Origin of the sequence: Wolbachia endosymbiont (group B) of Hofmannophila pseudospretella (genome assembly GCF_964028515.1) — a bacterium.
Lineage (GTDB): Bacteria > Pseudomonadota > Alphaproteobacteria > Rickettsiales > Anaplasmataceae > Wolbachia.
Genome location: NZ_OZ034788.1, coordinates 51,203 through 66,353 on the forward strand (window position 1 = coordinate 51,203; position 15,151 = coordinate 66,353).

Below are 15,151 nucleotides of genomic sequence, written 5' to 3' on the forward strand. Positions count from 1 at the left end.
GTGCTTTGTATATGTAGCTTATATTTGTTTGGAATGCTTGACTCCTGATTTATAAAATGCTATCATTAATGATACTACAATGTGTAAAGTGAGGAGGTTATGAATCTTAGACTAATTCAGGAAGAAACAAAAGAAATTCCATTTTGCACAACTCCTTATTCATTGCATTATGAAATTCGAAGGCCACTAATGGAAATGTTTGGGCTAGGGTCTAAAAAAGGCTGTTGTTCTAATCCGTACACTGGGAAGTGCATGATAACTGATAATAAATTAGCCCCTATTGTGCAGCTTACACAAGGAGTGGATGCGGATATAGTAATAGATAACACAACTAAAACAGTATATGCAAAAGAGATTAAAAATAAACAACAAAAAATAGATTTAATATATGATAAGGATCGTATTGGCGCAAAAGAAGTGCATGATATTCAGCTTCTTAAGGCTGGTAAAAGAGTAACAATACCATCTAAATATAAAAGTTTTGAAGATTATAGGAGAGAGCTACAGAAAAAATCTTCTTATATAGTTATAAGGGCTGAAGTAACACAACATTTAGATCATTCAGGAAAGCTGCTGAATGATCCTATAGAAAGCGTTGTTCATTATACTACTTTTCCTAAGTTAAAAGGAAATACCTTAGACTACAAGTATTTTGCTAGAAGTCGAGAGTTAATAGGTAGCAGAAAATCTGAGCTACAAGATAAGTTTAAAAACGTAGTAAAACTGAATGCCTTAATGGCTGCCAAACATAAAGAAGGATTAAGCATTGTGGTACCTAATGCTTTTTTGAGTGGTTTGAGTAATGATGAGCAAAAAGAAGCAAAAATAGCTTTTGTCAATGCAGCAATAGAAGCTGCTAAGGAAATAGAGCAAGATAGTGGAAAATACTCAGGATTTTGTGGGATATTTGTCAATACTGGAAATACTCAAGATTTAAATAAGCTGATAAGCGACAGTGGCATCAAAAGCATTGCTATTAATTATGGTGATCTTAGCGCGCCAAGTAGGGTATCAAAAGAAGGAAAGTTTGCAGAATCTATAATGGGTGAGGGAGTTGGATACGTTGGTAATGGTGCATTATCCGCACGAGGTAATATTGCAGTGGAGGAAAATCTTACTAGAAGAACGTTAGGAGAAACTGTGTTAATGTTTAGTGGAGCATTTAATGAAAAGGTGCTAGATAAAAATTGTTACAGGGGAGAAAATGTGAAATCTGACAGAGTACAAAATAAGACACAAAACATTCAACGTCACAGGTCAACTGTGTATTTCACTTTATCAGCATCTCTTTCAGCTTTGATTATAGCATTAGCATTTGTGACACAAACATATATATTTTTAGCAGCACTTATTGTACCTGCAGTAATTGGACTATGTGGGTGGTCATTATATGAGAAAGAAAAAGGAGATAAACCTAGCTCTAATATTCAAAATAATGTAAAAGCAGAGAGAGCCCTTGATAGTTATAGGGATACACAAACGAACTAGAGCACTTTGCTTATGTACTTATTTAATTTCAGTGTTTGCTATTTGTTTTTTATCCCATTGCTAATACCAATACTCATTGTTGGTAGGTCAAATAGGAGAGATTGCAGATGTAATAGTTTAAACTTAATCTGACAGGGTAATAAAGTAAGATAAAAATATAAACAAATTTTAAAGGAGTGTCAGATATGAGTACAACACAAGAAAAAATACTAAAATCAAAGTTGGGGTTGTTAGAGCCCGTCTTGAAACTGAGTAGAAAGAAGTTAAGAAGTATGGTATAAGATATATTTTAAGATGTACCAAGCGACATAAGTGACAAAGAATGGAAGATAATAGAGCCATATTTTGAACCTTAAAAGACCGGCAGAGCAAGAAAACATAGTATTAGAACAATTGTTAACGCAATCCGCTATATGATGAGAACAGGATGTCAATGAAGACAACTGCCTAAAGATTTTCCACCATGGAAAACCGTGTATAGTTGTGATTCGCGCTTAAAAAAAAGTGGAATATGGCAAGAAATTCATGATTTTCTAGTTAAAAAAGTAAGAGAGATAATCGGTAAGAATGAAACTCCATCAGTGGGAATAATAGACAGCCAGTCAGTAAAAACGACTCAAAAAGGGGATCGAGAGGGATACGATGCTGGAAAGAAAATAAAGGGCAGAAAACGCCATATCATTGTAGATACTGTGGGTCTTGTAATTGCTGCTGAAGTACACAGTGCAAGTATTCAAGATCGCGATAGTGCTCTAGATCTTTTTGCTCAGGCTAAATGCAAAGCCCCAACCTTACGAAAGTTTTTTGCCGATCAAGGGTACACAGGTAAATTACAAAATCGATGTTTATTGGAAACTGGATGTTTGCTAACAATTGCCAAGAAATTGGTTGATACAGGATTTCAGATTATTCCTAAACGTTGGATCGTAGAACGGACATTTGCCTGGCTTTCCAATTTTAGACGTATGAACAAGGATTATGAGCATTCTCCCCTCACTTCAAAAACTAATATCTTCTTTAATATGATCACTATTATACTTCACAAATTAGCTCATTTTTTGGTTTGAAGACATGCTCTAAGTGATTATTTTTAGCAGCAAGAGATATAGGTGTTTGTCCGTATTGATTTTTTGCATAAATATCAGCTCTTTCTTCACCCACAAGATAGGTTACTATACTCAAATTACCAACTTTAGCAGCTAAGTGTAAAGGAGTATTGCCATCACTACCTTTAGTGTTAATGCTGGCTCCTCTTTCTATAAGCTCCTTAACTCTATCAAGGTTAACTTTTTTACAGCATCAAATAATTCGCTGTTTGGGTTCTCAATAGAAACCTCTGTTATAGTTGTTGAAGTTTCTGTAGTAAGCTCAGATATTTGCATAAACCCCCCAATGATATTAACCTTTCTTTACACTATAAAGCTGTTACTAAATTATATAAATTTGAGTATCTATAGCATAAGACCTGCTGCGAATCAAGCGATAAAAAAAGGGAAGGAGGGTGACTAAAATCAAGGTTAACTAAAAGGAGTGCTTAAGATTCACAATACCAGCAATAATATTGAACCTCAGGTTATATTTTTTCTGAAAATTGCGGTAAACATGGGACATAATCTTAAATATCTTTACCTCACGGATCTTATTTTCTACTCTCATTCTAAATGATGCTAATCGTCTATTATGCTCTTTCTGCTCTGAAGTTAATGGCTTTTTACGGTACTTTTTATATGACATTACTTTGCAATTTTTGCCAACCTTGATATCCAGAATCGGCATATTTTATGCTATCGAGTGGTAGATATTTTCCTTGTTTCCTTATGCGAAAATCACTAATTCTACCACGATATGACTTTGACACTGATAAAATTCTTCCATCTTCTTCGATAACAATCTCAGTTTTCATAGTGTTGGTTCTTTTTTTTCCTGAATATGACTTCTTCCGTTTTTTACTATCTTCTGGCCTCTGTATTTGCTGTTCTGTAACATCAGCCAGAATCTTTAGTATTTTTTCTGATGTCATACTTCTATCTTTTGTTATAGTAACTTTCTTGGCAAGTAATGGCTCTATTTTCTTCAGTAACCTACATACATTTGCGTTGTGCATATTGAACAGGCACCCTAAAAATCTATGTGTTATGTAAGTGCGATAGTACAAAATTACGCAAAATAACTTATCTTCCAGAGTTGGTAGTTGTGATCTTCTACCATGGCACTTTTTCTGTTTTTCAAGTTTTTTCCACTCAGACCTCACTTTTTCCACCACCTTTTCAAACTCCTCTATAGTTAAACCTGTTATATTACGAAAGTTTCTTGGGTGCTTCTTCATTTTATAGTAACTAAAGCTCATTTTTTACCTTACTCGATCTGCTTATTCTTCTTCTACCTCTCTCGCATCACTTTTTCAATTACCTTTTGCAGCAGGTCTTTTGCTATTCTCAAATGGATTACTGTTAATTTAATATTAAGTATTATTAAGAACCTAAACAATATGACCATTTCCAGTGTTCAAAACTAATGGTGGTGAGAAGTGTTTTTCTTGGAATCAATTGGTCTACCAAACGATACATACGAACTTTTTTATATTCTGACTTTGCTATACGCTAAAACTAGCCATATTAGCACATTTCATCAATATCTACATACGAACTGTTTTGCCTAAGCTTATTGAAATAATTTAAATCTTCTATTTTTATAACCTTATTTTTATGCAACGTGTTCTCACAAAGGTAGGCAGTTTTTTTGCGATTTCCGAAGGAGTAAATAAACAAATTCATTATAGCGCTACAGAGTCTAGTATTTTCTATAAATTTTTATTTAATCTACTAATAAATTGACAAATATTACAATATTTGCTAAAATGTTCATATAATAGTACCTTGCTTTCATAAAGATGTAGTATTGGTAATGTCATGAAAAATGTATCAAAGTAGTGGAGAAATAGATGCCTGATTATTATGAAGTACTAGGAATAGATGAAGAAGCTTCTGAATATGAAATAACCCAAGCATATCGTAATTTAGCAAAGCAGTATCATCCAGATAAATTTCCTGAAAAAAAAGATCTCAATATGTTAAAAGTAAAGACGAACCTTTCACAAGCAGAAGAAAATCGACTAATTCAACTTGAAAAAAAAGTTCAAGAGAATGAGGAAAAGTTCAAAAAAATACAAGAGGCACATACAGTATTATCGGATATAGAAAAAAGGGAAAAGTATGATGAAGAAAAGAATGGTAATCAATGTTCAGGAACATCTAAATCTTCAAGTTTCCAAGAGAAGCTTGATGAGATGGTTGGAAAAATGGATGAGATTAGTAGTGCACAATACAAACGTACTATGAGAAATCTCAGAGGATTGACTTCTATTACGAAGGAGTTGAATCTGCAAGAAAAATCAAGACGTACACTGAAACAAGAATCATTAAAACGTGTACTTGATGAATTAGAAGATGCGCAGAAAAAAACTTTTTTCAGTTTAAGTGTTAGTCTGATTTTAGATAGACTTAAGGATTTTGCCGTTCAGATAGAAGATATAAATTTTTCTAATTACTCGAAATATCGAGAAGAGCTTATTATTCTGTATGATAAAAAGGAATTCTTAAATCTTTTAATGGAAAAAGGAGTAAAGTTATCAAATACTGTTTTGCATGCAGCTATTGAATATAATTCTATAAACGTTGCTTATTACCTTGTAAATGAACACATAGATAAGATAGATATCAATCATCAAGATGAAAATGGAAATACAGTTTTACATCTCGCTTTAGAACTTTTGTGTTTGGATAAACCAGAAGTCAAAGGTATTATTAAATTACTTCTAAGCAAAGGTATAAAATTTGATATTCAAAATAAAAAAAGTGAAACCCCATTTGATCTCTTAGTTAAATATGTTAGCTATCCAATTAATCAACAAAAGAAATTAAATAATATTCAGGAGCTTCTTAGCAATTGTACAGTTAAAGACATATTGAAAGGTCTAAATGGTACTTCTTCATTAAATACACTAGCAGAACTTGCTGTTTATCATTGTAGTGAAGAAGTTTTAAAAACTTTAATTGAAGGTGGTATGAATGTCAATTGTCAAGACGAAAATGGAGATACAGTTTTACATCACGCTTTTAAATGTTTTGGCTCAGAAGATGATGAATGGAAGGAGCAAAATATTACAAAATTACTTCTAAATGAAGGTGCGAAACTTGATATTCAAAATAAAGAAAGTAAAACTCCATTTGATCTCTTGGTTGGATATGTTACAAAGGCGCATTATACTAAAAAGGAAAGATTACATCATGTTTCAAGGATCCTTAGCAATTGTACAATTAAAGGTACACTAAAAAGTCTAAATGGTACTTCTTCATTAAATGAGCTAGCAAGACTTGCTGTTAAACTTAATAATAAAAAAATCTTAAATTTCTTGATTAAAAACGACATAAAGATTCTAAGTACTATTTTAGAAGATATTGTTAAATATGATTTCAATAAAAAGATTTTTAGTTACTTTTTGCATAAAAATAGGATTGATTACCAAGATGAAGGTGAAAATACAATTTTGCATCATACCTTAAAATTGTTGATTAGTAATAAATCAAACTATCAAGGTTATGTTGAATTACTAATGAGTGAAGGCGCAAAGCTTAACGTTAAAAATGACAAAGGTGAAACTCCTTTTGATCTCCTGATTGAATATGTTGAGAAGGGGTTTTATGGTCAAGCACGAAGATTAAGTTATGTTTGGAATTTGCTTAACAAATGTGAAAATAAAGATATACTAAGAGAGCTAAAATACAAGGATGGTGCTTCTGCATTAGATAAACTAAATGAGCTTCATGCTAAGTGTCGTAATACTTCTATCATAGTTGCTTCTACACTAGCAGTGGCTGGAGTTGCTTTAGGTGTGGCTATTGCAGCTTACTCAGGAATGTTAGCGGTAGGAATAGCAGTTGGAGCCTGTTGCTTAGTTGTTGCTGCAATCATATACTATTGTAATAAGCCTTCAAAGTCACTTGAGAATAGCAATGCTGAAGCTGTAGTGAATCAAATAACAGTGGCAGATATCTCTTAAGGTAAGTAGAAATAGCAGGAGGGTTGGTTTTATTACATAGCTAACTAAAAGGCCAACTCTACAAGCAATTTATTAAAAACCTTATTTTTGCAATCAATTTATCCAATTTAGTGGGAGTGTTAAATTTACTAATCTTTCCGTAAGTGAGATTAAAGAATTGCAAAAGATTTAATAATTTATAGATTCTTCTAAAGAAATTATCTTATTTTTTATTGGCAGACAGCTTGCTTAAACCTGTAAAACTTCTCCATCTGGTCACTCCATAGCATCGGTATTTCTTTCAAATCAACCAATTTCAAATCTCTTGGCTGTCTTCCACTTATACCAAAATCCATTACTGACCGAACAAATAAGAAACATTACAAACTCGTTTAATAGTAGTACTGGAAATATTGACAATAAAATTACACAAAACATCTTCAAGTAAACCTATGGTATCGTAGATACTATTGCGTAAAGTATTGTATTTGATATATTGCCACAACCTTTCAACAGGATTCAGTTCCGGTGAATAAGGAGGCAAGTATATGATGGTAATGTTTTCCTGAATTTTCAAACTTTTTGATCTATGCCAACTTGCACAATCCATTACAAGAAAGGCTTCTTTCGTGCCTAAATCTTTCGACATCTGCTCCAGAAATATATTCATACAATCAGTGTTTACATATGGAGCAAGTAGGCTAATTTTCTTACCACTTCTTGGATTTACCGCACTGTAGATATAGAAATTTTGTCTACCAATTTTCATTTTAACCTGTGTTCTGACCCCTTTTTTAAACCATCCGTGTCCGATTTTTGAATGAGTTCCAAATCGTGATTCATCAAAAAAATACCTCCTTTTCAGGGTGGGAATTGACTATTTTATTGAAGTATTTTTTAAACTCTTCTTGCTTGTTTTTATCTTGTTTATGGTGAATTGGCCTCGGTGTTATGTAAGAAAACTTCATCCTTTGTATCTCACGGTGCACTGTTGATTTGCTAATGTTTAGGCCAAATTCCTCTGAGATTTTTATTTGCACTTCCTTAATAGTAATATTTGGATTTCTTTCTACCCATATTTCAATTTGCTCACGTTGATTTTTGTTTAATTTGCTTTTTCTTCGCCGCTGAGACGGGGAAAATAATCTTTCTACTCTACCAAATTTTAGATGCTTTATCCATTCAGTCAAAGCAGTCCTTGAAATTTTACATATTCTTGCCACAGCGCTTATACTACTTTCTTTTCCTGCTATCACCGCTTGTAACTTTTTTGAAACATATGCGTTATTTCTGACCTTTTTTAACATTTCTTTCGCCAAATTTACAACTTTTTCGTCTAATAGTTTTGACCTTAATGCCATTTATACCTCTCTATTTTATCTACTTTAGTATCACTTCTTTCCCATTATTGTCTATCTGTTCTTTATATAGTGGGAATTGGTATTACTATATCTTCTTTAATTTTTGGTGCTAAATAATTTAACCTTAAAATTTGTTGTATACGTCTTGTACCTATATTAATTTTGGCACTCAGCTCTTTCACACTTTCGTATTTTCCTTCCTCTAGCTGCCGTTTCCAGGAATGGGCTCTTACCACTGCTTTCAGTAGCGAATTATTTGTTTTACCTTCCGGTTCTACTACTGTGCATTTATTTCCCTTCTTCTTTGTTGGTATAAATTTTTCCTCTGATTCAGAATGCACCTCTATTCCATCCTCTCTCACCATTACTCCCTTTATTAACTTTTTCACCACTTCTTTCTGTTCTCTGAAACTTAAATTTTTCCACTCTTCTCCCCATTTTTCATATATCTGTTCAGCTTTCTTCATCACTTCTTTTTCCACTTCTCCAGCAACTATTGTTCGATTTACTGATTCACAATTCTTTCCCCTTAAATGATTGTTGCACACATAATATCGATACCTTTTATTCTCTTTTTTTGAGTACGTTAGCGTCATGTTTACATCACAGCTTTTGCACTTAATTATTCCCCTAAGTAGCGCTTCCTCATATTTTGCTTTTCTATATGGCTGATTCTTTATCAATTCTTGTGCTTTCTGCCATTTTTCCTCTTTTATTATTGCTTCATGCTTTCCCTCATACTCTTTCTCATAATGCCGTATTTTTCCCATATATATTGGATTTGTTATTATTCTTCTCACCGTCGCCTTTTTAAAGATATCTGATTTTGTTCTGTAACCTTCTCTATTTAACTCCCTTGCCAGTTCTGCAATTGACTTCAGCTCCAAATATCTTTCAAATATGTGCCCTACTATTTTCGCTTCTTTCTCATTTATTATTAATTCCTTATCTTTCACATCATACCCAAGCGGCAAAGTTCCTCCCATCCACAATCCCTGCTCCTTTGATGTTGCTATTTTATTTTTTACTCTCTCTACAATCATTTCTCTTTCTAGCTGTGCTGCTCCTGATAACACTGTTTGTACGAACTTTCCCATTGGCGTATTATTGTCAAATATCTGTGTTACTGCTACAAAATTTACTCGGTGCCTTCTAAAAAATGATGTTACCTCTATGCTGTCTTTTGTTTCTCTCGAGAGCCTATCTAGCGTATATACTACCACACAATCTACTTCTCCTCCTTTCACGTCTTCAAATAACTCCTTTATCGCTGGTCTTTCTAAATTTTTTCCTGAGAAACCTCCATCATCGTACCTTTTTGCCAATGCTACCCATCCTTCTCGGCTTTTTATATATTTTTCACATGCTACTCGTTGCGCATCAAGACTGTTAAACTTTTGTTCTAGTCCATCCTCATTTGATTTTCTTGTATATATCGCACACCTTACTTCTTTTAGCATTTTCTCCTCTTCAGCTCCCATTTTTATCACGCATTCCAAATAATAAAGGTCCGTTGTAGCTCATTCCCATTATTTTCCCCGCCACTGCTGATAATGACGTATAAAATCCTTCTCTGTAGATTAAACCCTTGTCTGTTACCATTACCGCATGCGTCTCTTCTCCTCTCTCTAGTATTAATTCTGTTCCTTCTACTGGCAGTTTATCACTACTTATTCTTTTTCCCTTCTCTAGCCGATCTGCCAGATACTCTAGTCTTTTTGTCCCCTTTCTTGACATTTCTCCATATGCTTTTTCCTGGATTCTATAAGCTAATCTCGGTATCAGATATTTCTTTGAATGTTTAGGTGCCTCTTCCCCAAATAACTTCTTCCATATTTTTCTCAGCTCATCCAAAGATTTTCTCTCTAAATTCATTACTTTCTTTTCTGTTTCTTCCTCCATATTTTTAGCCTTTCATAAATAGCTTTTCAATTCTGTCCGTTTCTTTCTTTAATATCTCGGCTATTTCTTTACTGTTTTTTGCATAATCCATCGCTGTCATTCCCAATTTATCCGCTTGCTCTATTTCTCCTCCTGCTTCCACTAACTCTTTTACTATCTCCACTTTCCCCATCATACATGCAAGGTGCAGCGGCGTGCATTTACTGCCATACTCTTCAGCATTTACATTTCCTCCTGACTTTATCAGTTCTCTCACGGTTTCTAGGCGTTTCTCCGTTACCGCTAGGTGCAGCGCTGTATATCCTCCTATATCTGCTGCATTCACATTCACTCCTTTTTCAACTAATAACCTCACTGTTTTTGCGTCTACTGCATAATGTAGAGCTGTTCTTCCATTCTTGTCTCTTGCATAAATATTTTTATATGAGTTCTCTAATAGTGACTCCTCTTTTTTACCGAGCTTTACCATAATTTACCCCCACCTTTCTTTAAAATTAAGTCCCTTTTTTAAGCCTTCTTTCCTACTACATTTTCTGCCTCATCTATCATTTCATTTACTTGGCTCATTATTTTGCTTGCTAAATTTTTACATTCTTCCTTTATCAGTGATTTGTCTCTCTTCCTTATTTCTTCTATCTCTATTATTTTTAGCTCCGGCATGTAGCTTCCATTCAACATGTCTGCTATTTCTCCCACTAGCCCCTCTATTCCATAGCACGTCAGTTCTCTACTTTTTGTTATTCCACCTTTTTCTCTCAAAAATTTACTTGCCTTTTCACTCTCTTTGCTATCACATAGACTATACTTTTCACTTTCCCATATGTAATACATTGGTGTTGCACCGTACTTATTTAGTTGATTAACTTCAGCTCCAGCCTTTACCAGCTCTTTTATTATTTCAACTCCTGCTCCTCCTATTTTGCACGCAGAGTGGAGTGGCGTACATCCAGTAATATATTGAGTAGCATTTACCTCCGCTCCTTCCCTTAGCAGTACTTTTACATTTTCTAAACTTTTCGCAAATACTGCACAGTGTAGTGGTGTATAACCATTTTTATCTCTTGCATTGATCTCCGCTCCTTTTTTTATTAATAATCTCACTGTTTTGTAATCAGAGATTTCCACTGCTTGGTGCAATATCGTCTCTCCTTCTTCATTTCTTTTATTAATATCGTTACTTGATACTTCTTTAAAAAACTTACTAAAAGATTCTTTGCTAAACTTCATACTTACCTCACAAAACTAGCTTTTCTAGCGCCAGACAAATTTCTTATATTTACCTGCTGCTATTCAAGTCATGTCCTTTTTAGCATGAGAAAGCAAGTCCTTTTCTTTTTATTTCATACACTTTTACCTATTATTAATATAGTATATGAGGATCTAAATATAAGTACTTAACTTATTATAGATATTGCTTGACTATTTTTCCAACTTCTGTGCAAATGTCTATGTTCGTGCCACTTCAGTACTCCTGGGTAAAATACCAAAATATGCTTTTCTAATTCGTGTATTGAGTCTTTTTGCTCTGAATCTGAGTCATTTTTATAGTAAACGTTGTGTTCTGCTAAAACATATTTTCTGACCTTCTGATCTGTATAATTTTCTACTTTATAGTTGTGAGTAACGCTAAATCTTTCTAAAATTGGCTTGTGTTTTAAACTCCAATGCTGCCCTGAAAGTTTATCGCTTCCCAATACAAATTTATTTCCTCTTTCTTCTACGCTACTAACTGGAAAGCACGTATTTATGTCTCCTAAATCCCAACTGTCCGATAATACTATCTGCGCTTTAGCAAATTTAATCGATGGTAATAAGCTTTGAGTTAGAGGATACAGGGCTTTTAAGTTATACCACTGATGACTTCTTTCATAAATGCCTTTGTAATCTCTTGTGTGAGGCTCTGTTTCTCCAAGTACTGCTACATCTAATCGATATATGTCATTACTAAATGTTTGTTCATAATGCTCTCTTAAATAGTTGTCTACAATCTCTACTAACGGACCTCTAGAACTGAAAAAATTTATTCTTCCAAACGATAACACTGGTCCATCTTTTTCAACTTTTCTACCTGAATAGTCTGATAATAAGCTGCCGAATATACTTTCATCTAATATAAACCTATCAACGTTATAGTAGTCATTAAAAATCCTCATTAGCCTTGATCTTGCTGGTAATGATAGTTTTGCAAGTTCTACTACTGCATCTACAAAAAAGTCATTTGGAACATCTTTTATTCCTATTTGTAATTCAAAGAAGTGTTTACCAGGTGGTTCTTCGATAATTGTAATATCTTCTATATTTGCCCACTTTAGTGCTATTTTAAGTGATGCAGGTGTTCCTCTCAGTCTTTGAAATTTTACTCCTTCTACTATCGCCCTTCTTTTATCTTTTACCCAGCGCAATATCTCTTCTAAACCATATTCTTCTATTATCCACGGCAATGTTTCTTCTTTAAGACTAAACTTAAATCCTCTGATACAGCTCAGATCAACCTTATAATCTGTTGCATCTACTAGCGCTTTTTCCTGTTTTGTTGCATTTGGTGGCAATAACATTAATTCAACTCAATCTCTAAGTTTCTTAAAGCAGCACACTCATTACCTAGCACCACAACATCCTCTTTTGGCTCTATTAATTCCACATTTTTTACACCATCTACAAATAGATTCGCTATTATCCAAGATCTTGTTACACTCCACCCTAATCTTTTTGCTAATTCAAATTTCTCAATAAACTGCTTCTTGATTTCTTCCTCTGATATTATATAATTCGTGCTGATTCTGCTGTGGATATCTATTTCCATAATATTGCAGCCAATTACTGTTACTGTATCGGTTAAAACCCTTATATCATCTCTAGTAACTTGCTTTCTTACAATTTCAAGTAGCTCTTCTAATGCTATGCCAGTTTGTGTTGATAAAATCGAGATCTGTACTTTCCCTGGTATAGGTGATTCTACTAATGCATCTTTTACTCTACTATCTGCTGACAGTGCATAATACCTATAATACTCCTTGCTCCCACATGTGCTCCAGCCTTTTATTTTTGCTTTTACCCTCTTTCTAAATCGTTCGTCATCTTCTTCTTTCTGCCTCTCCACTCCGTAAAACTCAGCTAAATTATCAAGATCTTCTCCTGTCGCAAATTTAAGTAAATTGCTCTTTACTGCTTCATTTATTCTTTGTCTTAGTAACAATTCCCTCCATGCTGCTACTTCTAATACCTTCATCGCTGGGTCACTTTCTACTAATGCTGTAAAACTTTCATCACACTTCACTAACTCTTCCTTCACCCGAGCAAAAATCTCTTCAAAGTTCAGTGGTTCGATAATATTTGGCTGCTGCATTTTTAAACAACTACTCCATTAATATTTATGAACTTACCTTCTGAAAGATAGACACCTTCTAAATTCAATGTTACTCTCCCTTCTTTTACTTCTGTTATCTTCACTTTCTCTAATTTAAACCTTCTCTCCCATTTTTCCAAAGCTTCTGCAGTTGCTGCATATATCTCAAGTGTTAAATCTCTATTTATTGGCTTATCCACCAATTCAAATAATCTTGAGCCATAATCTTTCCTCATTATTCTACTGTTTACTGGAGTGGTCAGTATATCAATTATCGATTGCTTTAAGTGCTCTATTCCTTCTAACGCTTTTCCTGTTTTAGCATCCATACCCTTCATTTCTATTTTGCAAAAACGCTTTCACTGCCTTTTATTACTTTAAAACCACATGAAACTATATCTCCTACTCTTCCTATACCAAGACCATTTGCAAACACTGTTTTTGATCCTTCAGTTAATGCTCTTCCTTCACTAAAACTGTCTCCTTGTCTACATATTGATTTACCGTTTACAAAAACATTATTACTTCCGCTAATGCAGAAATGTGGTATAGCTTCTCCACAGTAGTCTCCTAACCTCACTATTCCTTTGTTCAATTTAAGTCGATCCTTTCTGCTTTCAGCTTTATTCCACTTTTTGTCATTTCTATACTTGATCCCCCAACTTTCAGTGTTATTTTGTCTACTACTTCAATCTCTAAATGATGTTTATCTTTATCGTATGACAACTTTGTTCCATCTTGAAATGTTAAGCTACTCACCTCTTTTTTATTTTCTGGTGCAGAGTACTTTTGTTGATATATTCCAGGAAGTACTACTCCTAATGATAACTCTCCCAATGGTGACAATATTACTACCTGTTCATTTATGCTTGGTGGTAGCCAGCTTCTTTCCTCTCCTGCTCTAGAAGTTATCCATGGAAGAAAATCTGTTAAAAGTTCTCCTATCTTCACTCTTACTTTTGCTTTCTCATAATCTACTTCTTTTACAACTCCTATTCGTACAATGTTTGCTAACTTTCTTTGCAGCTCTGAAATAGCAAAATTACTCTCTAACATTTTCTTCTATTATAATCGTATGTGGCTTAATCTTATTTTCTGTCCATATAGATTTACCTAAATGAAGCTGATGACTCCAATCAACCATCCACACCAAATATGCATCTAATTCGGGTCTAAATCCGTCAATTTCTGCAGAGATAAATTCTCCTGGTGAAACATTTTTTATATTCCATGTATTTTTGTTTACAACTTTTGCCACCTCAGCAGCTAATGTTCTGACAATAGTAGCTGCATTTTCTATTGTGCTATCAATCACAATTCGTGCTTCAAATCTTGCTTTCAGTGCTAATTCTTCTGTTCCTGGATCTTTTCCCGATTCTAAACTCACAAGCTCTACAAATAACGCTGGCGCTAATAATTCTTTTCTTATCGATGGATAAATTTCACATGTCTGTATAGACGGTATTTCTTCCTTCAGTGTGCTGCAAATTGCTTGATGTAAATCTTTCCAGAACTTTGTCATACCTTTAAAATATAGTTTAGCTCATGCTTAAAGTATTTCTCAAACTCTCTCTCACTCTCATAATTAACAAAATTCCCTATTATCCTTGAAGCCTCTGGTTCTAGTGGCAACTTAATTTCCTTTATTGGCAATGCTGCTCTTCCTTCACGTTTAAACATACCGCTATTTCCTTTTGGCATAACTGCTGCAAATCCTCCTATAAACTCATGCTTTCCTACTTTCGATCCTCTTCTTGTTTTTTGTATTTTACCAATTGTCGATGCTCTAATGTCATAGAGATTTGCTCTAATTAACACTTCTAATCTGCTAGTTTTCGCCTTAAAAATTCTTAATCTCTTTCTTATCAAACTTTTCTTTTCCTCACTAATTTCTTTTGCTGTCTTCAATTTTAGCCATAGTGCTGTTCTGTTTAACGCTCTTACTATTGCTAATTCTATTTTTTTTCTTTTAGCATTTACACTTTCTATTACCTCAACTTCTATATGCACAGACAT

At 33.9% G+C, this 15,151-nt stretch carries 17 protein-coding genes and 3 pseudogenes; 4 read left to right on the top strand and 16 right to left on the bottom strand.

What is annotated here, in order from left to right; all coding sequences use genetic code 11:
• Positions 1 to 99: 99 nt before the first annotated feature.
• Both ABWU24_RS00195 and ABWU24_RS00200 read left to right on the top strand, forming a co-directional pair.
• A complete protein-coding gene (locus ABWU24_RS00195) occupies positions 100 to 1,488 on the top strand; it encodes a hypothetical protein (RefSeq protein WP_341810987.1) in 1,389 nt (462 codons plus the stop codon).
• Between the two features lie 443 nt (positions 1,489 to 1,931).
• Positions 1,932 to 2,555, top strand: coding sequence for an IS5 family transposase (locus ABWU24_RS00200; protein WP_264330994.1), 624 nt, complete (start codon positions 1,932 to 1,934; stop codon positions 2,553 to 2,555).
• On the opposite strand, the gene ABWU24_RS00205 is transcribed toward ABWU24_RS00200, so the two are convergent.
• The 3 genes and pseudogenes from ABWU24_RS00205 to ABWU24_RS00215 form a co-directional block, all read right to left on the bottom strand.
• Entirely contained in the window at positions 2,521 to 2,748 is a 228-nt protein-coding gene (locus ABWU24_RS00205) for an ankyrin repeat domain-containing protein (protein WP_353274768.1), read from the bottom strand. The genes ABWU24_RS00200 and ABWU24_RS00205 overlap by 35 nt on opposite strands.
• The gene (locus ABWU24_RS00210) at positions 2,745 to 2,870 is read right to left on the bottom strand and encodes a hypothetical protein (RefSeq protein ID WP_353274225.1); all 126 of its coding nucleotides are present in this window, start codon (positions 2,868 to 2,870) and stop codon (positions 2,745 to 2,747) included. The genes ABWU24_RS00205 and ABWU24_RS00210 overlap by 4 nt, the downstream gene beginning before the upstream one ends.
• Before the next feature lie 139 nt (positions 2,871 to 3,009).
• Positions 3,010 to 3,835: pseudogene (locus ABWU24_RS00215) on the bottom strand (transposase family protein).
• Positions 3,836 to 4,429: 594 nt separating this feature from the next.
• On the opposite strand from ABWU24_RS00215, the pseudogene ABWU24_RS00220 reads away from it, so the two are divergent.
• Together ABWU24_RS00220 and ABWU24_RS00225 are read left to right on the top strand one after the other, a co-directional pair.
• Positions 4,430 to 4,708 (top strand): annotated as a pseudogene (locus ABWU24_RS00220) (DnaJ domain-containing protein); the annotation flags it as partial.
• Between the two features lie 114 nt (positions 4,709 to 4,822).
• Entirely contained in the window at positions 4,823 to 6,547 is a 1,725-nt protein-coding gene (locus ABWU24_RS00225) for an ankyrin repeat domain-containing protein (protein ID WP_353274770.1), read from the top strand.
• Between the two features lie 209 nt (positions 6,548 to 6,756).
• Here the strand turns inward: ABWU24_RS00225 and ABWU24_RS00230 are convergent.
• The 13 genes and pseudogenes from ABWU24_RS00230 to ABWU24_RS00290 all read right to left on the bottom strand — a co-directional run.
• Positions 6,757 to 6,867 (bottom strand): annotated as a pseudogene (locus tag ABWU24_RS00230) (recombinase); the annotation flags it as partial.
• A 14-nt stretch (positions 6,868 to 6,881) separates the two neighbouring features.
• Positions 6,882 to 7,887 (bottom strand): IS630 family transposase gene (locus ABWU24_RS00235; RefSeq protein WP_353274215.1). Its coding sequence is split into 2 segments (ribosomal slippage): positions 6,882 to 7,376 and positions 7,378 to 7,887, totalling 1,005 coding nucleotides; the frame shifts between segments, so codons are not numbered across the junction.
• 62 nt (positions 7,888 to 7,949) lie between these two features.
• A complete protein-coding gene (locus ABWU24_RS00240) occupies positions 7,950 to 9,347 on the bottom strand; it encodes a recombinase family protein (RefSeq protein WP_353274229.1) in 1,398 nt (465 codons plus the stop codon).
• Positions 9,348 to 9,357: 10 nt separating this feature from the next.
• On the bottom strand, positions 9,358 to 9,789 hold the full coding sequence (locus ABWU24_RS00245; protein WP_353274231.1) for a DUF2924 domain-containing protein: 432 nt from the start codon (positions 9,787 to 9,789) through the stop codon (positions 9,358 to 9,360).
• 4 nt (positions 9,790 to 9,793) lie between these two features.
• The gene (locus tag ABWU24_RS00250) at positions 9,794 to 10,258 is read right to left on the bottom strand and encodes an ankyrin repeat domain-containing protein (RefSeq protein ID WP_353274233.1); all 465 of its coding nucleotides are present in this window, start codon (positions 10,256 to 10,258) and stop codon (positions 9,794 to 9,796) included.
• A gap of 38 nt (positions 10,259 to 10,296) precedes the next feature.
• The gene (locus ABWU24_RS00255; protein WP_353274235.1) at positions 10,297 to 11,016 is read right to left on the bottom strand and encodes an ankyrin repeat domain-containing protein; all 720 of its coding nucleotides are present in this window, start codon (positions 11,014 to 11,016) and stop codon (positions 10,297 to 10,299) included.
• A 167-nt stretch (positions 11,017 to 11,183) separates the two neighbouring features.
• Entirely contained in the window at positions 11,184 to 12,344 is a 1,161-nt protein-coding gene (locus tag ABWU24_RS00260; RefSeq protein WP_353274237.1) for a phage tail protein, read from the bottom strand.
• Complete coding sequence (locus tag ABWU24_RS00265) at positions 12,344 to 13,135, bottom strand: baseplate J/gp47 family protein (protein ID WP_353274239.1); 792 nt, start codon at positions 13,133 to 13,135, stop codon at positions 12,344 to 12,346. Before ABWU24_RS00265 ends, ABWU24_RS00260 begins: the two co-directional genes overlap by 1 nt.
• Before the next feature lie 2 nt (positions 13,136 to 13,137).
• Positions 13,138 to 13,473 carry a GPW/gp25 family protein gene (locus tag ABWU24_RS00270; RefSeq protein WP_353274241.1) on the bottom strand — a complete coding sequence of 112 codons (336 nt, stop codon included), beginning with the start codon at positions 13,471 to 13,473 and terminating at the stop codon, positions 13,138 to 13,140.
• A 2-nt stretch (positions 13,474 to 13,475) separates the two neighbouring features.
• The gene (locus tag ABWU24_RS00275; RefSeq protein ID WP_353274243.1) at positions 13,476 to 13,730 is read right to left on the bottom strand and encodes a PAAR domain-containing protein; all 255 of its coding nucleotides are present in this window, start codon (positions 13,728 to 13,730) and stop codon (positions 13,476 to 13,478) included.
• Entirely contained in the window at positions 13,727 to 14,191 is a 465-nt protein-coding gene (locus ABWU24_RS00280) for a phage baseplate assembly protein V (protein ID WP_038251007.1), read from the bottom strand. Before ABWU24_RS00280 ends, ABWU24_RS00275 begins: the two co-directional genes overlap by 4 nt.
• Positions 14,178 to 14,657, bottom strand: a complete 480-nt coding sequence (locus tag ABWU24_RS00285; RefSeq protein ID WP_341815392.1) for a hypothetical protein — start codon at positions 14,655 to 14,657, stop codon at positions 14,178 to 14,180. Before ABWU24_RS00285 ends, ABWU24_RS00280 begins: the two co-directional genes overlap by 14 nt.
• Complete coding sequence (locus ABWU24_RS00290; protein WP_353274244.1) at positions 14,654 to 15,151, bottom strand: phage tail protein; 498 nt, start codon at positions 15,149 to 15,151, stop codon at positions 14,654 to 14,656. Before ABWU24_RS00290 ends, ABWU24_RS00285 begins: the two co-directional genes overlap by 4 nt.